Genomic DNA, 24,927 nt, shown 5'->3' with positions numbered 1-24,927 from the left:
TACAGCTTGTAAAAACAAAATGCATAACATTATGTACGTTGTTCATTAAATTGACACAAACGTTCGTAAAAACGTTTACTATTTTCACAACATTCTTATTATAGCACAGAGAAAAACTACGGTTTAGCTACTTTTGACTTTTCTCCTTCACGGTTCGTTTGTGTGTTATATGGTACAACGTAAAAACTTGGTTTTGAGAATATATTAATAAACTTCTCCTCATATTTCCCCGTTCCTTTTGCCGTTCCAACGTGAGTATGAATTCCTTTTTCAACTTTATAAATCCGATACATAATTCGCTCATCAGGAAGCGGCGTCCAGCTTAGTTTCATTGCAAATAAACCGAAAGGACTAAATGCTAGTTTTGCTTCCACGTTTTGAATCTTATCTAAACGAATTGGCAGTCCAATTGTTTCAACACCTTTTGGCCTATGAAAACTCGCTTTATCTTGTATGTTTGCTTTCGTTAAAATCTTTTTAAATAACATCGTTGCAGATGCATTTCCATCTTGTAATTGATGCTCTTTATCGGTGCGGTCATAGCCAATCCAAACTGCACCTACTAAATTCGGTGTATATCCAACGAACCACATATCACGCGCACCATTGTCATCATTCGGCAATGAAGTTGTGCCTGTTTTTCCAGCTAAAGCTCCATTATATACGCCAGCTTTCGCCGTACCTTCTTTCACAACTCCTTCAAGCATCTTTGTCATATACCATGCCGTTTGCTTCGAAAAGACTTTCGTTTCAGCTTTTGATGATTCTCCAATGACCGCCCCGTGTCTATTTAATACTTTATCGATAACGTGCGGTTCAATAATATTCCCGTTTGCTAAAAAAGATCGGTACATTTTGACAAGATCAAATGGAGACACACCATTTTTTAGCCCGCCAAGTGCTGTGCTTAAACCTGAGTCCGCAATATGAACATTCCCTTTCTCTAAATATTGCTTTCCCTCATCTACCCCTAATTCATTTAATAAAGATACAGCTGGCACATTTGCTGATTCTAATACCGCATCGTACATCGTCATCTCTTTCGTATACTCATGATTATAATTTCGAGGTTCATAACCTTCAAACGAACTTTTTTCATTCGTTAATAAAGAATATGGATTATATTTCTTCGTCTCAAGTGCAGGTCCATATACGATAAGCGGCTTTAAAACAGAACCAGGCTGCCGCTTTGCAAAAACGCGATTAAGCCCTCTAGGAACATACTCTCTTCCGCCAATCGCGGCTTTAATTCCGCCAGTCTGATTATCCATTAATAAAAATGCACCTTGCGCCCCGTTTTCTTTACCAGGGAAATTTCTCGCATCTTGAAACTGGTTATATGCTACCTTTTGAACTTTTTCATCCATCGGTACGACAAACGTATATCCTCCGCGCAGTACTTCTTGATGCGATAAACCATATAAACGCGCCGCTTCATCTATAACCATATCGATATACGGCATATATGCGAGTTCACGTTCATCTGAATTTTTATAAAGAGCGATTGTTTTCCCTTGGTAACGAACACTATCTTCCGCTGTTAAATAGCCTTGTTTATGCATAAGTGACAAAACAAGATCACGGCGCCCTTTACTCTTTTCTAGGGATAAGTACGGTGAATAGCCATTTGGCGCTTTCGGAAGCCCTGCAAGCATAGCTCCCTCTTCCACTGTTAAATCTTCTACATTTTTATTAAAATACAACTTTGCTGCCGCTTGAATACCATATGCCCCATGACCGAAATAAATATGGTTCATATACATTTCAAGAATTTGCTGCTTCGTATATTTTTGCTCTAATTGAAGAGAAATTGCGACCTCTTTCAATTTACGCGTAAATGTTTTTTCGCGAGTTAAAAAGACATTTTTAGCTAGTTGCTGCGTAATCGTACTACCGCCTTCTACCTTCTCTCCAGCTAACGCGTCTTTATAAAGCGCCCGAAATATAGAAGGGTAATCAATTCCTTGATGCTCATAAAAACGAGCATCTTCCACAGCAATAAATGCTTGCTGCACGTACTTTGGAATTTCTTCAATCGGCACGAGCTCTCTATTTTCTACATATAACTTCGTAATTTCTTTTCCTTTCTGGTCAACGATACGTGATGAAGAGTGGAAAACAAGCTGCTTTTCATCCATCATATAGCCACCAGTTAACACAATAAGTTTATAGAGTACAATCGCTACTACGAACGTTGCTACCCCGCCTAATAAAGTCCACTTTGCTTTCTTCATACATCGGCCTTCTTTCCAAATGATGGTACATTTATTATTTGAAAAAGAAGTATCTTTATGTATATAATCTTCGAAGTTTTTTAAGAGAATTGATATAATAGAGACAAACCATAAAGGGGGCATTAAAATGAAGGCTATTATTTCATACGAAACACCTCTAGAACAAGCACATTTCACTGCAAAAAATAACGAAAAAGATATGTTTTATAAAGAAAATACTGAAGAATCTGTGGAATCCACACTTCAGTATGACGTATTAGACGCTGTTGGAGAATTTAAAGGACAACCTGGCTACATCGTTTGTAACAACATTTCTGTAACAGACGAAGGTCGCCCTGTATTTGAAAACCGTTTTAAAAACCGTGCTGGTCTAATCGAAAATGAGCCTGGCTTCCAAGCAATCCGTGTTCTTCGCCCATTAAGTAACGATACATATGTCATCTTAACGATGTGGGAAACTGAGCAAAACTTTAAAAACTGGACAGAATCACGTTCATTCGAAAATGCTCACAAAAAACGTCCTGCACAAGCAGAAGGACATGCACAGGCTCAGGCCCATCCACATGCAGAACAGCAAAAAAGTATTTTCTCGCGCCCGTCGTTCGTGACTACTTTTGATGTGTTAGTTTAAGTTTCTGAGTTTAGAGACCTCGGTACATGAAATTATATTAGCGATTTTTCGAATATATCGACTTATCGACAAATGACGACACAAAAAAAGGAAACACCATTACACACTGGTGTTTCCTTTTTCTTTGTACCAATTATATATGCGAAGCGCGTCTTCTTTTCGCATATGCTTCACTTCATAACCATGTCCCGTCACCGCTACAGCAGCTGTACATAACTCGTCTTTCTTTTGAAAATAAGATTGATTGTATCCGACCACTTGAATATGCCTTCTTCGCATGATCCCTGTATATTTCGCGAGACCTCGGTGCACCATTACTAACTGATTGTCTCGTATCATATATCCACCACTTTTATATCTAGCGTATGCAAGTATTGTAAATACAATAAATAGCGGTATAAGAACGAACAACGCAGTATGTTGTTTAAAATATATACTCGCACCAGCGATTGGCACAGCGAGCACAGCACTTGTAATCCAGCCCATTACGACGTAACGGCGTAATGCAGCCTTCGGTAAATGAACGATTTCCTCTTCTATTTCATATGGCAACTGTAAATAGGCAAGTAGCTGCTGTACATCTTTTTTCTTCATAAAAGGATGTAACATCACTTCATTCCCTGCCGCTTCTATACTTTGAATGACTTCCACTTCGACAGAGCAATAACCGAAAGGCTGGCGGAGAATTCCTTCTTTCACAGTAATTGCTTGAATGCGGTGGAGCTTTAAGACAAACTCTTTCTTATCAAATAACCCTTGCACAATACGAATTTCATTTCCGTTTCGCTCTATTTTAAAGTTCGCATATTTTAGCGCATAACCAGCTGTCGAAACGACCCACGAAACCGCCATTAAAATCGCGGCCATAACGATTAATTCATATACACCGTTATCCATCACATACGCTTCCACTTTATTTATGAGCCATTCTGGAAGAAATTGATTAAACTCTGTGTAAATAAGAAGTAATCCAGAAAACACTAATCCGAATCTACCAGACGTAATGGAAGCTACTAAAATCTCTTTCATCGTTAACTGATAAATCGTCTTACTTTCTTCTGCCATGGGTACTTCTTCACTCGCAGCGCTTCTTTTTTTATTTAATAAGGCAATCAGTTCCTTCGCTTCATCTTCTTTAATACCAGCTAACATCACTTCCGGCTCACTACCGCCGCCCGCTACTTCTATATTTAATTTCGTAAGCCCAAGCATTTGATAAATGACATTAGAAGATGTACTAATGTTTTGCACACGGTCTTTATTTAAATAACTTTCCTTCTTCACAAAAACACCGTGTTTAATATGTACAATATTATTTTCAACCCAGTACACTTTGAAATACCATTTTATAGATGAGAAAATTGCCATAATAAATAATATGGCCAAAAGAACAAGATGTAAGAAATACCAAGGTTTTACTTCACCATCTGAACGAAATAAAACAAGCAAAATAAAAGGCAACAAAGTCGCAATTCGAATACCTAACAATATCGTGATCGGATGTTGCCTCTTATACACCCTCATCACTCACTTTCGCAAGCTCTCCAATTTGTCTTTTCAGCTGCTCTGCTTCTTCTTTCGTTAAGCCTGGAATACTATGAGAAGTTGCCGCTGTTGAAATATGTAATTCTGCTAAATTATACTTTCTCATAATCGGTCCTTGCTCAATCGTTACGTGCTGCACGCGAATCATCGGAATAAGTACGCGTTTTACAACGAACATTCCCTTTTGAATCTCAATCTCTTCTTCATTTAATCTGTAACTATAATAACGTTGACGTAAATTTGGAAATACAAAATAGTCGAGTGGTATGTATATAACTGCTCCTGTCACTAACAATCCAAACAACCAGCCCCACCAGTTAAAGTTAATCATAAAAAAGAAATACGCAATTACGACTGCTAGTATAACTGCCGCCCCAATTAAAGCATGAATTCTCCACACTTTCAGCATATTAGAATGAATCTCCCTCTCTAACGGCTGCATCTCATCACTCCAATTATATGAATTTATTAATTATATATTAGTTGTTATATACAGTTTTGTAAAATTATAGTTCCTTACATTGTGTCGAGCATTTCTTTAAAATTCCCTTCATTAATGGAATACACCTGAAACTGAATGTAATCTATCTCATTCGTATTAGGGCGAGCGTATGGCAAAATGTTAAATTTAGAAGCAGTTCTTCCTAACATATCTATAATCATTAGAGAAACGTCAATATATTCGAAGTCTACACGGAATACTACTGCTTCTCCCGTAAATTCATACTCTTTAATCGTATCATAAGACTTATTCGCACTTATAAGCGTTACTTTTAATAGTTGGTTTAAATTTTCTGGCTTGAAATTAATCATTTATACAACTCTTTTTTAATAAAACACTATGAAAATAGTGTAATCTTTTACTTTCATAGCCTCACACATTCATTATATTAAAAATAAAGCTAGTTTTTTATAATTTTTTTGATATAATTACTTACGGGAAACGGGAAGACATTTATCTTCCCTTGTGTTTTTATTTGCATCTAGTACTTTTGCTAGATGCTTTTTTATGCTAAAAAGGTACCCTCAAATACTTTGAGGATACCTTTTTCATCAATTTAGTGCATTTCAACAATTGTACCATCTTCGAACACCTTGAATACTCCAGTAAATCCTGCTCCAGCTGCACCTTCTATTTTATATGTCGTACGCACTCTAATTTGATAATATTTCTTTCCATTTTCTACTTGCGTATCCTCTAGCGTGTAATTATATTCTTCTTTATATTCTTTTTTGATATATTCTTTAGCTTTCTCAAAAGTAAATGCATCTTGATTCTTTCCTGTCTCTACTTTTTGGTTCTTTTCTGTTACTACCTTCTGATTCTTTTCTGTCTCTGTTTTTTGGTTCTTTTCTGTTACTACCTTTTGATTTTTTTCTGTCTCTGTTTTTTGGTTCTTTTCTGTTACTGCCTTTTGATTTTTTTCTGTCTCTGCTTTTTGGTTCTTTTCTGTCGCTACCTTTTGACTCGTTACTGCATCATTTTTTTGTGCCTTCGCTGCTGTCGTTACACTCTTTGCGGTTTTTTCCTCTTCACCAATTTTAGTGATTAATCCTAAAGCCTTTTTATTATATTCTTCAAGGTTCTTGTTATCTTTTGTTTCTGAAACTACCTTATTTAACATCTCTTTCGCTTCTGCATAATTTTTCTTACTTATTAACTCTTCGCTTTTCACCAGTTGCTCTTCATACTTCTTTTTTTGTTCTAAGATCGCTACTAATGCTGTTCGTTCTTCCTTTGCTTGTTTTATAAGCGCATTACTTCCATTCTTCATGCTCTCTACTTTTTCAAATGACTTGATCGATTCTTCTACCTTTGTTTCTTCTTTTAACTTCACTGCTTCAATCATTACTTTCGTTTGTTCTACAAGCACTTTTGCATCTGAATCATCTTTTTTCTCATCTAGTGCTCGTTCAAATGATGATAAAGCATTTTTATATTCTTTATTCGTTAACGCGGTCTTCCCTTCATCCATTGCTTTGTCAAAATCCCCATTACTACATCCAGCTAGCATTAAAAACGTAAGTCCAATTACCGCTAATAACTTTCTCATTTTCTCTCCCCCTATATATAACTAAAACAATAACATCATATGTATAAAAGTCTGTGTAGTAATTAGACTGAAAGTAACTATGTACTGTACATTTCATTTACTATCATTACTTAAAACTCCTAAATAGTTGGTAGTTGGTTTTCTTCTTCTTTTAAGACAGAAAGGAATTTTAATAAAGCCCTTACTCAGAATCTTTACTACACACACTCTTATACACATAGAAAAATCATTTTTCGTTTATAGTTTGCTATTTCTTCAGCTTTAAACATTCTCAGCTAATTGGAATACAAACTATAATCTGTAACATACCGAAAAGCAACAGAAAATAAATCGTAACAAAAGTCACGATTTGTAACTCTCTTGTAACACAAATGTAACATAAGGTTTTTAAACATACAATAGTTTTTTTTACATTATTTTCCCCCTCTACATTTTAAGATCCAATAAGATTCCAACCCTAATTTCATCTCCCACCTACTATTGGACTATCGCTCTTCAAACGCTTTAAGAACGGGACTTATTTCCTAAATCATTAAAATTAATTACATAGATTGCTCTTTTTTCAACAAAACACTACGAAAACGTATAAACTTTTCCTTCCATACCTTTACACATCAAATATATATAATAAAGCTAGTTTTTATACTTTTTTTGAAATAAGCACATTCGTGAAGCGGGAAGACATTTATCTTCCCTTGTGTTTTTTATTTGCAGCTAATTCTTTTGCTAGATGCTTTTTTTATGCCAAATAAAGATAAAAAAGGTATCCTCAAATACTTTGAGGATACCTTTTCACTTTTATTATCTTTGCTGTTTTCTACCTAATACGAGTAATCCAAAACTCATCATTACAAGAAGTGCTCCCATATATGGTTCCACAGGCATTTTCTGCCCTGTCTTCGGTAATTCTTTTTCAGGTTTCTCTGGATTCGTTGTTCCAGGTTTCTCTGGATCTGTTGTTCCAGGCTTCTCTGGATTCGTTGTTCCAGGCTTCTCTGGATTCGTTGTTCCAGGTTTCTCTGGATCTGTTGTTCCAGGCTTCTCTGGATTCGTTGTTCCAGGCTTCTCTGGATTCGTTGTTCCAGGTTTCTCTGGATCTGTTGTTCCAGGCTTCTCTGGATCTGTTGTTTCCGGTTTTTCTGGATCTGGTTTTTCCGGTTTCTCTGGATCTGGTTTTTCTGGACCTGGTGGTGCTAAATGACTCAATTCGTTTAATACTTCTAATTGAACTGAATTTATCATTCCTTTTGTGATTTCAAATGGAATTGGATTAGTTAATTTTTCATATCCTTTTGGTGCTTCTACTTCTACAAGTGTATAGTTACCTACAGATAGATCTGAGACTTTTGCTTTTCCTTCTTTATCTGTTGTTACTCTCGCTACTACTTTACCTTTTTCATCATGAACTTCAAACACAGCTCCTGATAATATATTCTTGCTTTCAGCAGCCATTTTTGTAATTTCCACTGAACCTTTATCTAACTGTTCATTCTCTACTTTCAATGATAAAACTTTCGTCATACCTTTTGTAATTTCGAATGATACTGGTTCTGTTAATTTTTTGTATCCTGGTAAGTTTTCCTTCTCTACTAATTTGTACTTTCCTACAGATAAATCTGAAATTGTTGCTTTTCCTTCTTTATCTGTCGTTACTTCTGTTACTACTTTGCCTTGCTCATCTTGCACTTCGAAGACTACGCCTGCTAATGCTTTTTGACTGTCTTTATCTACTTTTGTAATTTCTACTGAACCTTTATCTAACTGCTCATTCTCCACTTTCAACGATAGGACTTCTGTCATACCTTTTGTAATTTCAAATGATACTGGTTCTGTTAACTTCTTGTAACCTGGTAAGCTTTCTTTCTCTACTAATTTGTACTTTCCTACAGATAAATCTGAAATTGTCGCTTTTCCTTCTTTATCTGTCGTTACTTCTGTTACTACTTTTCCTTGCTCATCTTGCACTTCAAAAACTACGCCTGCTAATACTTTTTGGCTGTCTTTATCTACTTTTGTAATTTCTACATTACCCTTGTCTAACATTTCGTTTTCTACTGTTAAAGTAAGAGATTTTGTCATACCTTTTTCAATTTGGAAAGTAATCGGATCTACTAATTGCTTATATCCTTTTGGTGCATTTACCTCTACCAACTTGTATGTTCCAACTGATAAATTAGTAACCTGTGCGTGCCCTTTTTTATCTGTCGTTATTTTAGCGACTACTTGTCCTGCTTCGTCTTGAATCTCAAATACGGCATCAGCTAAAGCATCTTTATTTTTTTTGTCTACTTTTGTAATTTCTACATTTCCTGTATCCACTAATTCATTTTCGACAGTTAATTGTAATGCTGTAACTCTACCTTTTTCAATTTCGAATAAAATTGATTTTTCTAGTGGTTTGTATCCGGCTGGTGTTTCTACCTCCACCAACTCATACTTTCCAATAGATAAATCTGAAACGTTTGCCTTTCCATCTTTATCCGTTTTTACTTTTGTTACTACTTTCCCTTTTGAATCACGTACTTCAAACACAACACCTTCTAATGGTGCTTTACTATCTTTGTCTATTTTTGTGATTTCAACATTCCCCGTATCCACCATTTCGTTTTCTACAGTGAACGCTAGAGATTTTGTCATACCTTTTTTAATTTCAAATGATACTGGTTCTGCTAACTTTTTGTAACCTGGTAAGCTTTCTTTCTCTACTAATTTGTACTTTCCTACAGATAAGTCTGAGACTTTTGCTTTTCCATCTTTATCTGTCGTTACTTCTGTTACTACTTTGCCTGCTTCATCTTGTACTTCAAAGACTACGCCCGCTAATACTTTTTGGCTGTCTTTATCTACTTTTGTAATTTCTACTGAGCCTTTATCTAACTGCTCATTTTCTACTTTCATTGATAGGACTGTCGTCATACCTTTTGTAATTTCGAATGATACTGGTTCTGTTAATTTTTTGTAACCTGGTAAGCCTGCTTTTTCTACTAATTTGTACTTGCCTACAGACAAGTCTGAGATTTTTGCTTTTCCTTCTTTATCTGTCGTTACTTCTGTTACTACTTTTCCTTGCTCATCTTGTACTTCGAAGACTACGCCTTCTAATACTTTTTGACTGTCTTTATCTACTTTTGTAATTTCTACTGAACCTTTATCTAACTTTTCGTTCTCTACTTTCAATGATAGGACTTCTGTCATACCTTTTTTAATTTCGAACGATACTGGTTTCGCTAGTTTTTTGTACCCTGGTAAGCTTTCTACCTCTACTAGCTTATATTTCCCTACTGATAAATCTGAAATTGTTGCTTTTCCATCTTTATCTGTTGTTACTTTTGTTACTACTTTATCTTTTTCATCTTGCACTTCGAAGGTTACGCCCGCTAATACTGCGCCACTTTCTTTGTCCACTTTTGTAATTTCTACTGAACCTTTATCTAACAGTTCGTTCTCTACTTTCAATGATAAAACTTTCGTCATACCTTTTTTAATTTCGAACGATACTGGCTCTGTTAGTTTTTTGTATCCCGGTAAGCCTGCTTTTTCTACTAATTTGTACTTGCCTACAGATAAGTCTGAGACTTTTGCTTTTCCATCTTTATCTGTCGTTACTTCTGTTACTACTTTGCCTGCTTCATCTTGTACTTCAAAGACTACGCCTGCTAATGCTTTTTGGCCTTCTTTATCTACTTTTGTAATTTCTACATTACCCTTGTCTAACATTTCGTTTTCTACTGTTAAAGCAAGAGATTTTGTCATACCTTTTTCAATTTGGAAAGTAATAGGATCTACTAATTGCTTATATCCTTTTGGTGCATTTACCTCTACCAACTTGTATGTTCCAACTGATAAATTAGTAACCTGTGCGTGCCCTTTTTTATCTGTCGTTATTTTAGCGACTACTTGTCCTGCTTCGTCTTGAATCTCAAATACGGCATCAGCTAAAGCACCTTTATTTTCTTTGTCTACTTTTGTAATTTCTACATTTCCTGTATCCACTAATTCATTTTCGACAGTTAATTGTAATGCTGTAACTCTACCTTTTTCAATCTCGAATGAAATTGGTTTTTCTAGCGGTTTGTATCCTGCTGGTGTTTCTACTTCTACCAACTCATACTTTCCAATAGATAAATCTGAAACATTTGCTTTTCCATCTTTATTCGTTGTTACTTTAGTAACTACTTTACCTTTTGAATCACGTACTTCAAACACAACACCTTCTAATGGTGCTTTACTATCTTTGTCTATTTTCGTGATTTCAACATTCCCCGTATCCACCATTTCGTTTTCTACAGTAAATGTTAAAGACTTCGTCATACCTTTTTTAATTTCAAATGATACTGGTTTTTCTAACTTTTTATAACCAGGTAAACTTTCTACCTCTACTAATTCATACTTTCCTACAGGTAAATCTGAAACATTTGCTTTTCCATCTTTATCTGTCGTTACTTTTTTTACCTCATTGCCCTTCTCATCTTGGACAACAAACGTTACTCCCGCTAACGGCGCCTTATTATCTTTATCTATCTTCGTTATCTCTACGTTTCCCGTATCTACCATTTCATTTTCTACTTTTAATGATAGTACCTCGATCATGCCTTTTTTGATTTCAAATGATACTGGCTCTGTTAGTTTCTTATAGTCTGGTAAACTTTCAACTTCTACTAGTTTGTATTTCCCTACTGATAGGTCTGCAATTTTTGCTTTCCCATTTTTATCTGTTGTTACTTTCTTTATTACTTTTCCAGCTTCATCTTGCACTTCGAAGACTACACCTTCTAATGCTTTTTGGCTGTCTTTATCTACTTTTATAATTTCTACTGAGCCTTTATCTAACTGCTCATTTTCTACTTTCAGTGATAAGACTTCTGTCATACCCTTTTTAATTTCGAATGATACTGGCTCTGTTAATTTTTTGTAACCTGGTAAGCTTTCCGTCTCTACTAATTTGTATTTTCCTACTGATAAGTCTGAGACATTCGCTTTTCCATCTTTATCTGTCGTTACTTTTTTTACCACTTTTCCTTTTTCATCTTGCACTTCGAAGACTACGCCTGCTAATGCTTTTTGGCTGTCTTTATCTACTTTTGTAATTTCTAATGAGCCTTTGTCTAACTGCTCATTTTCTACTTTCAATGATAGGACTGTCGTCATACCTTTTTTAATTTCAAATGATACTGATTCTGTTAGTTTCTTGTAACCTGGTAAGCTTTTCGTCTCTACTAATTTGTACTTTCCTACTGATAGATCTGAAACGTTTGCTTTTCCATCTTTATCTGTTACTACTTTTCTTACCACTTTATCTTTCTCATCTTGGACTTCAAATTCGACACCCGCTAATACTGCGCCGCTTTCTTTGTCCACTTTTGTAATTTCTACATTACCTTTGTCTACCATTGCATTTTCTACTGTTATTGGGAATATGCCGTCCCCTGTTACATTTACTTCGAACTCTTTTTCTTTTAATTGGTATCCTTCGGGCGCTTTCGTTTCTTTTAAAATATATTTTCCTGGTGCTAACGGTTTAGAAATTGCCTTACCGTCTTTATCTGTAATAATATGCTCAACTACTACACCGTCTTTTACTATATCAAACTCTGCATTCGCTAATGCTTTACCACCATTTTCCAAATCAATTTTCTTTAATTCAATTTGACCCTTTTGCATGGTATTTTTAATTTCAATTGTTTTTGTTTCTCCAGCTTGAAGTGTAACCTCTACCGGACTTGTTAATTTTTGATATCCTTCAGGTGCTACTTTTTCATAAATTTTATACGTTCCAGGTGCTAAAGTTTGAGGGGCTGAAAAACCTTTTTCGCCTGTTTTCAGTACTGCAACAACCTTATCCTCACTATCTCGAACTTCAAATTCGGCACCTGTTAACTCTTTAGTCGGATCCTCAGCATCTATTTTATGAATAGCTACTGTACCGTCTTTTGGAGGTTCAGGCGGCGTAACCGTTACTTCATTTGATGTTAATTTCTTATCATCAAAATGTAATTCTGCTTTATTAGGAATCTTCTTATCTACGTAAGAAGATAAGTCTGCATCAGCTTTAATTTTCGCCTTAATATTCAAGTTAATTATCTGGTCTTCATATGACTTATAGTCAAAACTCTCACCGAACGTAAATGCTACTTCACTTTTTTGTTTATCTATCTTTAGTGTTCCTTTAGAAGTAATATCTTGGCCATTTTGATCATACACTTTTGCCTCTAATACTTCTAATACATCTTCTAAATCATCACTAATTACCATAGATGTGTATTTAGGAGGATCGTTTGGTATATGTGTACCAACTTGATATTGAATAGGTTGATCCATTTGCGCTAACTGCTGATTCTCTACAAGCTTACCATTCTCATCAACTATATTCTTTTCAATACTAGGTGGATTATCTTCGCCTGAACCGCTTCCTCCCCCACCACTTACGAATACTTCTCCTACTTTTTCTTCAGTTTTAATATTTTTGCCTTCTAATTTCACTGTATTTTTATGAGGCTTTGCAGCGGGATTGGTAATCTTTGTTTTATATCTTAAAATATAACCTTTTGAACTGTCTGGAAATTCAATTGTAAATCCAGTCTTCGTTGCATTAATTTTAATTTTAGATAAATCTGCTGACTTAATATTTGTTGGTGCATAACCATCTTCAAATACAGCCTCTTCTAATACTACACTGTCTGTAATTAACTCATGCCCAGGTCCTAATGTATCTGTTAATTTAAGATCTTGCATTTCTGTTCCAGTTGCATTTACATATACAAGCCAATCAGCAATGGACGGATCTTCTTGATTATAAGAACCCCATTTCAATAGGTTATCTGTATTGGGCTGCGGCTTCGGTCTCTCTGTCGTATTACTTACACTTACTTCTTTATTTACGATTTGACCATCAACGTTAAATTCTAATGGGATTTTTTGGACACCATCATATGCTTCTAGACCAAAGTAAAATTCTACGAATAAAGAACCTTTAACGTTATTCTTTCCTTCTACATAATCACCCATAGTACACGTTAATAGACCCTTTTTCATCTCACATATACCAACTGTTTTGCCTTCAGCATCTTTTAAAGGAAAACTCATATTCATAAGATCTTTTCTAAATTCTTTTGGCATATCAATTGTGAATTGATCTCCACTTTTTATTTGCTCTTTAGCTGACCACTTCACTTCTACTTTCATACCATCTGAAGCCTGATATGGTTCAGATGTTGTGCCATCAGTACGAGAAATATTAATCTCGTCCACTGGATTTTTTATCACAGCGGCTTGAATAACTGGAGCCCATACATTCAGCACTGAAAATAATACTAGAAAAACTAATGAAACCATTGAAATGTGCCTTTTAGTACTTTTCGTTTGCATAATTTCCTCCTAATTTTTTATATTTATATAACAAAAAAAGACCGTCCGGTTGCATCAAAAATGTGCAACCAGACGATCTTAGTAACCAATATATTACCGTAGACTCTAAGCTTTGCGGCCTATCCTTTCGAATAGTGTGCTAAAAATATTTTTTTATTCTTTTTTTGTTTCATTTTCCTTTTGAACCAAATATTACTATACCGTCTGGACGGTTATAATTCAACACCCTGCAAAATTGTTCTATTATTCTAATAAAAAAATAATTCCCCATCGGATTAAATAAACCAATGGGGAATTATTTTTTATTCTATAGTTTGTATATTCTACTTATAGGAAGCATTGATAAGAGCTTGAATCACTTTTTCTCTTAATTCAGAACTTAGTCTTCCAATCCCTAAATATTCCGAATACCATAATCCATCAGCTGCTAATCTAATAATTGTGGCACAAACAGAATCCATTTCATCATTTTCTATTTTAGTTTGCAATTGCTGAAATGCTTGTTGTAATGGCTCAAGTAATTCCGGTTTTAGCATTAATGCTGCCATCATACTACTACACAACTCTTCTGTTCTTTTCTCATTACTTAATCTTTCCTCTACAAAAGAACGAATCCACCTTCCTTTCTTCTCTGTGTCTTCCGTTACCCTATTATGAATAGCACCATGATACTCCTCTGTCCCTTTAAGTATCATGCCTTCTATTAAAGCTTCTTTATTTGAAAAGTGATACAATAATCCACCTTTACTTACACCTGCCTCTTTTGCTACTGCTTCTAAAGTTAACTTAGCTACCCCTTTAAATTGAACAATTTGAGAAGCGGCGGCTAAAATCTTTTGCCGTGTTATGCTCGTGTTCATTCCTTTTTAAACCCTCATTTCTACTAATTCTATCTAAATACGTATTTTATTTTTAATATTGTTCAGTACTACTAGGTATTTTTTTATTCAATATAGGCTTCATTATCTTTGAATTGTTAGTTGCTTCTTCTATTAAAAATTTCCATATCATCCAATATGATAACATTAAATACACTCCGTAGACTATACATCTATACATTTATATAAATTCCTAATATTCCCATAAATGCGAAATACAATTTTAACGAGTCGATTTCCTATCCTTTAGTTTTCAAGCATTTTTCGACGCTGGTCTTCCTACCACCCTATCAGCTTTATTGTTTTATTTTATAAGACGTTGCCAATTCTTTAATCACTAAATAAAAAATGTTATTACTTCTCTTTCTATAAGTAATAACATTTTCTACCTATAAACCACTTAACAAATTTGCTTCCAACTAGCATCCTTCATATCTTCACCAGTCGGTTTTCTAACTGATTCAACAAAACATTCCTCACAAGCACCAAACGCAATGAAATTTTTCTGCGCTTGTCTTAGCGAAACCTCATTTGCTTCGCCTTCAAAGTCATGATCGTTAAACTGAACAGGATCATCTTCCCAATAACATATGTTACAGATTTCATATGTACCTGGTGGTTCTTCTTCTATTGTTCTATACCCGCAGCATGGACAAGTATATTTCATTCTGTCACTCCATTATTAACTTGTTTTTTCTCCCATATATTCCGGCCCACAAAGAATGTCACAGCGCAAATCATAGTTATTCCCATGAAAAAAACATTAGAATCTTCATATGTAGTTGGAATCCCAACCGTTACTGAAACAATACTACAAGCTAAAAGTAAATATAATAATAAAGATATAATATAGCTTAGTTTAAATCGTAAAATGATACCTCTAAACAATAGCTCACCAAGAAGACAGCCACCTAAAATGATAGGTACTCCAAAATACAATGTAAGGACTCCCATTTGCGCAGTAGATTGAATTATCTTTCCAATTATGTTCGGCGAAGTCATCTCATCATTTTTTCCCATCCTATCATATAAATCAAGTGCCGTTGCTGAAATAAAGAAACCTAATATAGAAAATGAATACGGAATTAAAAATTTGCTCAATCTCATTCACCTCACTTTTCCCTTCACATATATTATTCATTATTTTCTATCATTTTTACATAAAAAAATAACCCTCTATGATAAAACATAGAGGGAAGAGCTTTGAAGTGAACCCCGAAAACAGTACACATATCAAAAAACCTAAACCGTCTGTTCCCTATATTCTTTAGGGGATAAGTGGTTTAGGTGTTTTATTAGAAGGTAGTATCTTCTTTTTTATAATATTCTTTTGAAATCTCTTCATAAAACGCTGCCGATGTCGCGTAGAAATAAGGTGCAGACCATAAGAAACCGATTCCTAAAGTAAGAATACTTAAAATGAACCAGCCAAGGAAACTTAAGCATAGTAAAAAGTAATCCATTTTATGTCCATTCATCATACGGCGACTTTCGGTAATTGCTTGATTCGCTGTGTATTCTGGACGATCATTCAAAATAAAATACGTCATAGAATAAGAAAATGATTTAATAATACCCGGAATAATAAGAAGTAATGTCCATAGCATCCAGTATACATACATTAGTAAATATGTTAAAAACGACTTCATAAGCTTACTTCCATCGCTAAACCATCTAAATAAATCACCAATGCGAGCACTAGTCTCACGGATTACATTTAAAACAAGATAGTAGGCGCCTATTGTTAACGGACCAATAACAAGCATTGCAATAATACTTACTGTAAGCGAATCACTTGCTTCTTCCCAACCCCAAAACATCGAGAAAACACCTGTAATTAGAAGTTCAACAGCTCCAATAAGGATTCCAAGTAATAAGGTTGCCCCTACCGCTAATCCCCATTTTCCTTTTAATGCATCAAGTGCTTCTCTTTTCAACTGACTTATCATATATAACCTCCTAATATTATTTCTATATTAGTATACCATTTATATCAAAATTTTCACGAATTTCCCTGAAATAGAAAGGTACTACTTTTTTCTGATACGTATTGAGAAATGTGAGCTGTATTTGCACCCATATATGAATCAAACTACTCATTTCTCCATAACAAAAAAGCCTGCCTTTCATAATAGGCAAGCTTTTTCAAATTAATTCTCACTTATTCTCTTCTTATACCAATCCTGCATTCTCTCCGCATCTTCTACTCTCGTATGCTCTAGTTTATAATTCGATGATGCACTAGAAAACGTATACGTACATAAATCCGCTCGGCGCTGGAAATATGATTGTGTTTTTTCAATTGATTGGACGTGTCTTCTTCTTACAAGTCCTGTATGTTTCCCAATACTACGATGTATAATCGTAATTTGTTCTCCATTTACACCGTAACCATTTGTTTTAAATGTTGCGTATCCAAGTGTAAAGATGAGGATAGCTAGCGGTAACAACGCCCACATGATGAAATACTTTTCAAAGTATATGCTTATCCCAGTAAGCGGGACTGCTAGCATTGCGAAGAAAATGAAACTATCAATTAAATAACGGCGCAAGGCTGCTTTTGGTAATGCAGTAATATTTGTATTCAGTTCATATGGCAATTGTAAATGAGCGAGTAACTCTTGCACACGATCTTTTCGAATAATCGGATGCAGCGTAACTTTGTCTTTCTCTTCTCCCAATCCCTTACTTTGAATGACTTCGACTTGCACAGCACAATAACCGAACATCTGACGGAAAATACCTTCTTTTATCGTAATCCCTTGAATGCGGTGTAACTTTAGTACTAGTTCTTTCCTTTCAAGTAATCCTTGAGAAATACGCACTTCATCGTTTTTTCGATTTACTGTGAAATTACCATGTTTTAACGCGTAACCAATTGTAGATATAATCCACGAAAGGACGAGTAAAATAGCTACCATGTAAATCCAGCCGTATATATCATGATCCATTACATACGACTCTACGCTATTTTTTATCCATTTCGGAATGTACTCATCTACTTGGTGATACACGAAAAAGATTAATGAGAATAATAATCCAAACTGACCAGATGTAACAGATGCTAATAAAATTTCTTTCAAAGTTAATTTGTACTCTGTCGCTTGCTTTTCCTCTGTCATAACTTCTTTTTCTACTACTTCTTCTGATGTTTCTTCTGCTTTTACTTCTGGAGTTGGCTCATTTAGTAAGGAAATAAGCTCCTTCGCCTCATCTTCTGTAATACCAGCTAGGCTTACTTCGGCATCATCGCCTCCGCCAGCTGTTTCGATTTGAATTTTCTTTAAACCGAGCATTTGATATAACACGTTTGAACTTGTATTAATCGTTTGAACACGTTCTTTATTTAAGTAGCTCTCCTTCTTCACAAAGAGCCCTTGTTTCACATGTAATACGTTATTTTCAACCCAGTATGTTGTGTAATACCATTTTTCAAACGCTGAAAAGACGGTGAGTAAACCGAATCCAGCGGGAATTAAATACCAAAATGGAAACTTTCCATTTAAACTAAACATGAAAATAAATAATGGTATAAAGTCTGTTATTTTTAATTCTAATAACATCGTAATGGGATGCTGCCTCTTATACATCCTCATCACTCACTTTCGCTAATTCTGCGATTCTCGTTTTTAACATTTCTGCTTCGTACATCGTTAAGCCTGGAATGCTGTGAGAAGTTGCCGCTGTTGAAATATGTAATTCTGCTAATCCATATTTTCTCATAATTGGTCCTTGTTCAATTGTAACGTGCTGTACACGAATCATCGGTACTAATACGCGCTTTACAACGAAAAGACCGTGCTGAATTTCAAGCTCTTCTTCATTTAATTGATAGCTATAATAACGCTGACGTAGTTTCGGGAATAAAAAGTACGAAAATGGTGCTAGCGCAACTGTTAACCCAACCATCACATACAAAATCCACGCCCACCAATCAAACTTTATCATGAGGAAAAGGTATACTAAGATGACGAGAATACCTATCCCTTCTTCAATTACAGCACGAACTTTCCACACCTTGACCATGTCAGGATGAATTTCATTTTTCAATGGATCCATGTAACCACTCCAAATCTATTAATCTAATATATGAATTGTCTCAATCTATATTTTACATAACTTTACATAAAATTGAAAATTTATTATTTATCCTCTTTTTTCTCAGGAATAAAATACCCGAACCAAAGCAGCCAAACTAAACTAATTAACGCGAACCAACCTTTATCCGCTTGAAAAGCTTCAATCATACCTGGGATTTTATAAATTCCAATTAACCCCAGAAAACCGAGCCACCAGTTTTTCTGCATTTTCATTTTTATTCCCCCTCCTTCATTACGTTTTTCACATTTCGAATCCAAATTTCTTTATACTTTAAATCGAATCCTATTAATATGTAATTACTCATATTATCAATAACGAGCGCTAACGTATGCGCGTTTTCTTCAGTTGCATGTTGTGACACAACACCAAGTTCCACACCTTTCTTTAATAAATCGTGGAATCCATTTAGAAACTCTTCTTGTATTTCAAATAAGCGTTTCTGATACTTTTCATTTCGCGTCGCAGTTACGATGAATTCATTTATAATGCGTAATATACCTTCTTGACCTCTATACTCCGACAACATATGTAAACCATCTGCAATTAATTTTTCTTCAAAATTTTCTTTCGTATATTGCTCTTTATCGAAGTAACTTGCAAAATGGTACCCAGAAAAAATTTCTTCAAATAAAAAATCCACTAACGCTTCTTTAGAAGAAAAATGATAATAAATAGCCGGTTTTGAAATACCTACCTCTTTCGCAATCATAGAAAGGCTCATCTTCTCAATACCGTGCTCTGCCATGAGTTTAAATGATGCCTCTACAATGTTTTGCGATGTTTGTAAATTCTTTGTCATACTGTACCTCACTTATTTTTACTTACCGGTCGGTAAGTAAATTGTAAAATAAAAAATCATCGTTTACAAGTATTCATTTGATAAAGATCCATTCTCTCCAAAACGGAAGTTCCGATCTGTTTGATAATGATAACCAGGGCCACTTATCGAATTCAAAAATCGAACAACATCCATCCCGAGCTTTTGCTGTAATGGTAACTTTGACATTGCTTCTTTCGAAATTGGTGGTGTTACCGCATAAGTAGATCCTATATGACTTTCATATGAGCCAAACGGCCCATAACCAATCGAATCATTTCCATGAACAACACTTACAATTCTATTATTAAATTCACCATTATTTGCTTTCTCTTGTAAATCAGGCGGTAACAAATGTTTTGCACTCGGCGCATTCCACGACAAACATCTTACGCTATCATTAAATGCTGCAACATATTCAGCCAAAGCGCCACCTAACGAATGGCCCGTCGTATATATCTCCACATCATCCCTATCCTTATATGTATCCGTTACTTGTTTCATAACTCTTTCAGCTTGTTCGAATTGATTGTGTGTTTCCCAACGTTGATTCTCTTCATTCCAATATTTCTTTGAATCTGCATTCTCAGTTCCTGCTACAGGAGGTGCTGCTGGTTCATGAACACCTTCTCGTAATACAAAATGATTAGTATCCGTTTTTAAATCCTTCATGCCTTCCCCTGGCTTCATCGGAATGCCTAAAGAGTTTTTCTCTATAATTTTGTCCCCTTCTGTACCTCGGAAAGCTACCATAACTTGCTTTTTCCCATCGACATCTCGTTCAAAGACTACTGCGTCCATTCCGGTTTGTTTGTCGTGGAATGTTTCACGGACCTTCCATGTTTGTAAAGTATCATCATTCGCATTATTCACTGTAATTTCATTTCTTAACTCTTTATCTGATTTATACGCATCTTTAGCCATTCGATAAAAGCTTAAATCTAACACTTCTTGTGTATTTTTGCTATCCAAAGTATTCCCTCCTCGGGATATTTAGTATATTCTAAATTATAGAACAACATTAACGGAGGGTAAACATGAGAATTAAAATCCGAAAATTTACCTTTTTTGTCTTTTTTATCTTTGTAAGTACAATAATTGGGGGATGTAATATGCAGGAAAATAATAAAGAAAAACAAATAGTAGATAAAGCAACAGAAAAAACAATTAATTACTTTAAAGAGAAACAAAATTTAGATGTAACTATTACTGATTACAGGTTCCCTTCTAATGATCTAGAATCAGTCTTCATAACTGGTCATATCAAAGATGATGAAAGCAAGGAATTCACTGCTACAATAGATTACAATAATAATTATAATGTTGGTTCTGTTTCAACGAATTTTTCTCTAAAAAAATAATACAATATGGATAAAAAAATGAGGAAATAGCATTAAAAGAAAAAGCAGAAAAGATCGCAATCCAACATTTTAAAGAAGATAAAAAGCTAGGTGTCACAGTGACAAGAGTGGAATTCGCCCCCTCAGATTTTTGGGTGATTTTTGTATCTGGTCATGTAATAAATAATCCAAACCGTAAAATAACTGCAGATATAAATTATAAAAATAAGGTTGAAAGTATTAGTTATGATGACTGAAATTAATATGAAAATAAAGTATATTTTTGTTGGCCCTTTATATTAATTCCAATTATTTCATATGTATATAAAGGATGAGATCAATATTCAATAAGCTCAACTTCTAACATTAAAAATTTAGAAGCAATGTATCAAACTTTTGGGCACCTAACAATAAGGTGTCTATTTTTATTTTCAAAAGGAGCCCCTCAAATAATTCTTAAAAACCTAGATTGATTTGAACCTATTAAAACATTTTAAAGTTTCTCTTCTACAACATTTGATATATCCCTAATTTAGGAACCAATGATTGGAGGAGAATTATGTTGCATAAAAGATTGTTTTTTTATTTAGTTTTCATTTTCATTATTACTACCTTAGGAGGCTGTAATAATGAAAATAATACCGAGGAAGAAATCATTAATAAAGCAAAAGAAGAAACCATTCAATATTTCAAAAAAACAGAGGGCTTAGATGTATCAATTACTGATCATGAATTTGGACCAAAAGACTTTCAAACTATCTCTATATCAGGCTATGTGACTAATGATAAAACTAAAGAATTTACTGCTTCAGTTGAATACGCAAATAATTATCATATCGGCGCTATTTCAACCACCAAAAATTTAGAGCTTAAAAACTAATAATCCAGGCACTTTAGAGTGCCTTTTCTTTATACTTCACCACACAATGTTCAGTGAATATAAAATTTATTGAAGAGGAATATAACGCAACATTCATGGAGTGATTATTCTTTACTTTCACACTTATCCTTTTAGGAGGATGTACGATAGATCAAAAAAATACTGAACAACAAATAGTTGAAAGGGCACAAGAAAGAACAATCCAATACTTCAAAGAAAAACAAGACTTAGATGTAGTAATCACTGATTATAGATTTGGTCCAAGTGATTTACAAGGTATCTTTATCTCCGGCTATATAAAAAATGATGAAAGCAAAACATTTAATATTACAATAGAATACGGTGGAGATGAATATACAATAGGTTCAATCTCTACAAGTGAAAATTTATATTTAAAATAATAAAAGAAAAGGCACTCTTTTAAAGTGCCTTTTCTTTATACCCCACCACAATGTTCAGTGGGTATAAAATTTAGGAAAAAGAAATATAACGCAATATTAATGGAGTGATTCTACGTGAAAAAATTTGGTATAAGATTATTCTTTATTTTTACACTTATACTTTTAGGAGGATGTACTATAGATCAAAAAAATGATGAACAACAAATAGTTAATAAAGCAGAAAAAGTAACAATTGAATATTTCAAAGAAAAAGAGAATTTAGAAGTAACCCTTACAAGTCATAAATTTGCTCCCAATGATTTTCAAACAGTTTTTATAAATGGACATGTTAAAGATGACAAAAGTAAAACTTTCTCTGTGGATGTAGAATATGGTGGCGGAGAATATCGTATAAGCTCTATGTCTCATTCAAAAAATTTAGAACTTAAAAACTAATAACCTGGGCACGCAAAATAAAAAGCCCCGGTTATATTTAACAGCCAGCGCTTTCTATTTTCAGTACTCTTATAATGTTTCATTTATATTTCCAACTCGTATGCGCGGGCGCTCTGTCGCACACGTAAATCATTATTGATCATCCACAATAATATACGCTGTTCTAATTGGCCCATGCACACCTACGACAAGGTTCATTTCAATATCCGCGCTATTTGACGGACCAGAAACGAAGTTCACACAAGCCGGCAAGTTTTCTCCCGCTTTACTTTGATCATGAATCAGTTTTGTAGCTTGGGTTAATCTTGGTACGATCGTACTTTTAGGAACGATTGCAATATATGACTCTGGAAGAAGACTCACATGTCTTCCTTTTAACCCATCATTAAATAGCACAACGGTTCCTGATTCTGCCAAAGTCATATCACTGAACGTAATGCCAAGGTCAGCAGCTTTCGCAAATTTTACGTCCTCTTCTTTATGATCTAATCCCCATGTACGAAAATGTGTTGTTCCTTCATTGCTGAAACATGGTGTAAGACCATACTCATTAAAGCGCTCATCATTCGAACATATAACAGATTTGATATTCCATTCTTTTATAAAAGACCCCAATGTTTCAACAAGATTTTCCTTTGTTGTTCGCTTTACTTCTGTATGAATCACTTCGCAGTGCTCTATTAACTTTAATACAAGTTCATCTTGCGCCAGTCCGTCAAAAACATCCCACTGCGGGGAAAAAGACCAGTTCGGTTTTTTCACTGCTTCTGGACGTTTCCTACCAAGCTTTTCTGATAACTGGAGTAAAAATTCCTCACGATTTTGGATGGCCATCATTGTTCTCCTTTTCGTGTTTTTCAAACCACTCTCGAAACGGTTGTTTTTTCGGAACTGGAAAATCTCTCGCATCCGTCCAAGCTTTTAACGGCCCAATTCCACGCTCGATCTTATCCCCTTTTGCAAGAGGTTTTAATGCATACGGAGCGCTCTTCGCTGCAAAAGAAAATAGTCTAGGACTCTTCACCGCTTTTTCAAAACCTTTCATAGCCACGTTCCAAGCTACAGGTGATTGTTTTTCTTCTACAATGCGGCTACGATGTTTAATTAATAAGTCATGTAACGGGATTTTCACTGGACACGCTTCTGTACAAGCACCACACAGGCTAGATGCGTAAGGTAAATCCTTATATTCATCATATCCCGCTAAAAGCGGTGTCAACACAGCTCCAATTGGTCCTGGATAAATTGAGCCATATGCATGTCCACCAATATGCCTGTATACAGGACACACATTAATACATGCCGCGCAACGAATGCACTGAAGGACACTTTGGAATTCTGTTCCTACAATATCGGAACGGCCATTATCAACAATGACTAAATGAAATTCCTCAGGTCCATCCGTCCCGCCAGGCTCAGTTAACCCTGTAATATAACTTGTTAACTTTTGTCCTACAGAACTTCGGCATAGAAGTGTTACTAAAACATCAAGCTCTTCCCACGTCGGAACAATACGCTCCATCCCCATAACTGTAATCAACGTTTTTGGAAGTGTCGTAGTAAGTCTTGCATTTCCTTCGTTTGCTACGATAGAAATTGATCCAGACTCTGCAACAGCAAAGTTACATCCAGTCACCCCTATATCCGCTGCAAAAAAATCATCACGTAAATACGATCTTACAAACCTCGCCATTTCCGTAGGATCAGATGTTCCAGTATAATCTAACTTTGTTTTAAATATTTCACAAATGTGTTCTTTATCCTTGTGAAGGCATGGAACAACAATATGTGATGGAGGATCGTGGTCGTTCACTTGTAGAATAAATTCAGCAAGATCTGTTTCTAACACTTCCGCTCCAGCTTCTTCAATCGCTTCATTTAAACTAATCTCTTCCGTTACCATCGATTTTGATTTCACAATTTTTTTCGCGTTTTTCTTTTTTACAATCTCTTTTACATATTCCCTTGCGTCTTCTGCAGTCTTTGCGAAATAAACGAAACCACCGTTTTTCTCAATATTTTCACTCAGCTCATATAAATAATAATCAAGGTTTTCTAATGTATGCTTTCGAATTTCTTCTCCTAAAGCTCGCCATTCTTCCCAGTTCCCAAGACTCTCAGTAGCTTTTAATTTCTTGACTCTCAGACCATCTTGCGCTTTCCTGACAGCCTGTCGCATAAATTGATCCCCAATACCTGCTGCAGTACGCTTATGAAAGGGATCGTTCCCAATTTTCATTCCCATC

The 24,927-nt window shown here is 35.0% G+C and carries 21 protein-coding genes, 1 pseudogene and 1 riboswitch; of the genes and pseudogenes, 5 read left to right on the top strand and 17 right to left on the bottom strand.

Features of this window, described 5'->3' with window-relative positions:
• Window positions 1–116 precede the first annotated feature (116 nt).
• Entirely contained in the window at window positions 117–2,234 is a 2,118-nt protein-coding gene (locus JFT95_RS03625) for a transglycosylase domain-containing protein (protein ID WP_016093132.1), read from the bottom strand.
• Window positions 2,235–2,361: 127 nt separating this feature from the next.
• Here JFT95_RS03625 and hmoB point away from each other — a divergent pair, with 127 nt between their 5' ends.
• A complete protein-coding gene (gene hmoB, locus JFT95_RS03620) occupies window positions 2,362–2,865 on the top strand; it encodes a heme-degrading monooxygenase HmoB (protein ID WP_201051445.1) in 504 nt (167 codons plus the stop codon).
• 99 nt (window positions 2,866–2,964) lie between these two features.
• Here hmoB and JFT95_RS03615 read toward each other — a convergent pair whose 3' ends face one another.
• From JFT95_RS03615 to JFT95_RS03550, 14 genes and pseudogenes are all read right to left on the bottom strand, one after another.
• Complete coding sequence (locus JFT95_RS03615) at window positions 2,965–4,383, bottom strand: PH domain-containing protein (protein WP_201051443.1); 1,419 nt, start codon at window positions 4,381–4,383, stop codon at window positions 2,965–2,967.
• Window positions 4,376–4,852: a PH domain-containing protein gene (locus JFT95_RS03610; RefSeq protein ID WP_002186468.1), complete on the bottom strand. Its 477-nt coding sequence runs from the start codon at window positions 4,850–4,852 to the stop codon at window positions 4,376–4,378. The genes JFT95_RS03615 and JFT95_RS03610 overlap by 8 nt, the downstream gene beginning before the upstream one ends.
• A gap of 74 nt (window positions 4,853–4,926) precedes the next feature.
• A complete protein-coding gene (locus JFT95_RS03605; protein ID WP_201051441.1) occupies window positions 4,927–5,223 on the bottom strand; it encodes a protoporphyrinogen oxidase in 297 nt (98 codons plus the stop codon).
• 245 nt (window positions 5,224–5,468) lie between these two features.
• Window positions 5,469–6,464 carry a hypothetical protein gene (locus JFT95_RS03600; RefSeq protein WP_201051439.1) on the bottom strand — a complete coding sequence of 332 codons (996 nt, stop codon included), beginning with the start codon at window positions 6,462–6,464 and terminating at the stop codon, window positions 5,469–5,471.
• Between the two features lie 801 nt (window positions 6,465–7,265).
• Entirely contained in the window at window positions 7,266–13,829 is a 6,564-nt protein-coding gene (locus JFT95_RS03595; protein WP_201051437.1) for a SpaA isopeptide-forming pilin-related protein, read from the bottom strand.
• Window positions 13,830–13,889: 60 nt separating this feature from the next.
• Window positions 13,890–13,980: riboswitch (cyclic di-GMP riboswitch) on the bottom strand.
• Window positions 13,981–14,152: 172 nt separating this feature from the next.
• Window positions 14,153–14,689, bottom strand: a complete 537-nt coding sequence (locus JFT95_RS03590; RefSeq protein ID WP_012260521.1) for a TetR/AcrR family transcriptional regulator — start codon at window positions 14,687–14,689, stop codon at window positions 14,153–14,155.
• Between the two features lie 418 nt (window positions 14,690–15,107).
• Window positions 15,108–15,374, bottom strand: coding sequence for a CPCC family cysteine-rich protein (locus JFT95_RS03585; protein WP_201051434.1), 267 nt, complete (start codon window positions 15,372–15,374; stop codon window positions 15,108–15,110).
• Complete coding sequence (locus JFT95_RS03580; protein WP_201051432.1) at window positions 15,371–15,808, bottom strand: hypothetical protein; 438 nt, start codon at window positions 15,806–15,808, stop codon at window positions 15,371–15,373. The genes JFT95_RS03585 and JFT95_RS03580 overlap by 4 nt, the downstream gene beginning before the upstream one ends.
• 194 nt (window positions 15,809–16,002) lie before the next feature.
• The gene (locus tag JFT95_RS03575) at window positions 16,003–16,656 is read right to left on the bottom strand and encodes a DUF975 family protein (protein WP_201051430.1); all 654 of its coding nucleotides are present in this window, start codon (window positions 16,654–16,656) and stop codon (window positions 16,003–16,005) included.
• Window positions 16,657–16,857: 201 nt separating this feature from the next.
• The gene (locus tag JFT95_RS03570) at window positions 16,858–18,297 is read right to left on the bottom strand and encodes a PH domain-containing protein (protein ID WP_201051428.1); all 1,440 of its coding nucleotides are present in this window, start codon (window positions 18,295–18,297) and stop codon (window positions 16,858–16,860) included.
• Complete coding sequence (locus JFT95_RS03565) at window positions 18,290–18,766, bottom strand: PH domain-containing protein (protein ID WP_098322978.1); 477 nt, start codon at window positions 18,764–18,766, stop codon at window positions 18,290–18,292. Before JFT95_RS03565 ends, JFT95_RS03570 begins: the two co-directional genes overlap by 8 nt.
• An 83-nt stretch (window positions 18,767–18,849) precedes the next feature.
• The gene (locus JFT95_RS03560) at window positions 18,850–19,020 is read right to left on the bottom strand and encodes a hypothetical protein (protein ID WP_002188645.1); all 171 of its coding nucleotides are present in this window, start codon (window positions 19,018–19,020) and stop codon (window positions 18,850–18,852) included.
• A gap of 2 nt (window positions 19,021–19,022) precedes the next feature.
• Window positions 19,023–19,607, bottom strand: coding sequence for a TetR/AcrR family transcriptional regulator (locus JFT95_RS03555; protein WP_201051426.1), 585 nt, complete (start codon window positions 19,605–19,607; stop codon window positions 19,023–19,025).
• A gap of 66 nt (window positions 19,608–19,673) precedes the next feature.
• Window positions 19,674–20,549: pseudogene (locus JFT95_RS03550) on the bottom strand (lipase family protein); the annotation flags it as partial.
• A 113-nt stretch (window positions 20,550–20,662) separates the two neighbouring features.
• On the opposite strand from JFT95_RS03550, the gene JFT95_RS03545 reads away from it, so the two are divergent.
• The 4 genes from JFT95_RS03545 (at window position 20,663) to JFT95_RS03535 (ending at window position 22,681) form a co-directional block, all read left to right on the top strand.
• On the top strand, window positions 20,663–20,986 hold the full coding sequence (locus tag JFT95_RS03545) for a hypothetical protein (RefSeq protein ID WP_001220548.1): 324 nt from the start codon (window positions 20,663–20,665) through the stop codon (window positions 20,984–20,986).
• A gap of 538 nt (window positions 20,987–21,524) precedes the next feature.
• Entirely contained in the window at window positions 21,525–21,845 is a 321-nt protein-coding gene (locus JFT95_RS03540; protein WP_201051424.1) for a DUF1433 domain-containing protein, read from the top strand.
• A 125-nt stretch (window positions 21,846–21,970) separates the two neighbouring features.
• Entirely contained in the window at window positions 21,971–22,246 is a 276-nt protein-coding gene (locus JFT95_RS29435) for a hypothetical protein (RefSeq protein ID WP_307838410.1), read from the top strand.
• Between the two features lie 114 nt (window positions 22,247–22,360).
• Window positions 22,361–22,681: a hypothetical protein gene (locus tag JFT95_RS03535; protein ID WP_201051422.1), complete on the top strand. Its 321-nt coding sequence runs from the start codon at window positions 22,361–22,363 to the stop codon at window positions 22,679–22,681.
• Window positions 22,682–22,813: 132 nt separating this feature from the next.
• Here the strand turns inward: JFT95_RS03535 and JFT95_RS03530 are convergent, their stop codons facing one another.
• Together JFT95_RS03530 and JFT95_RS03525 are read right to left on the bottom strand one after the other, a co-directional pair.
• Window positions 22,814–23,515, bottom strand: a complete 702-nt coding sequence (locus JFT95_RS03530) for a LutC/YkgG family protein (protein WP_088038767.1) — start codon at window positions 23,513–23,515, stop codon at window positions 22,814–22,816.
• Complete coding sequence (locus JFT95_RS03525) at window positions 23,496–24,926, bottom strand: LutB/LldF family L-lactate oxidation iron-sulfur protein (protein ID WP_201051420.1); 1,431 nt, start codon at window positions 24,924–24,926, stop codon at window positions 23,496–23,498. Before JFT95_RS03525 ends, JFT95_RS03530 begins: the two co-directional genes overlap by 20 nt.
• Between the last annotated feature and the right edge of the window lies 1 nt (window position 24,927).

The organism is Bacillus sp. TH17, from assembly GCF_016651125.1.
Classification (GTDB): domain Bacteria; phylum Bacillota; class Bacilli; order Bacillales; family Bacillaceae_G; genus Bacillus_A; species Bacillus_A mycoides.
Note: the sequence above shows the minus strand (reverse complement) of the source record. Positions and strands in the feature narration are given on the sequence as shown.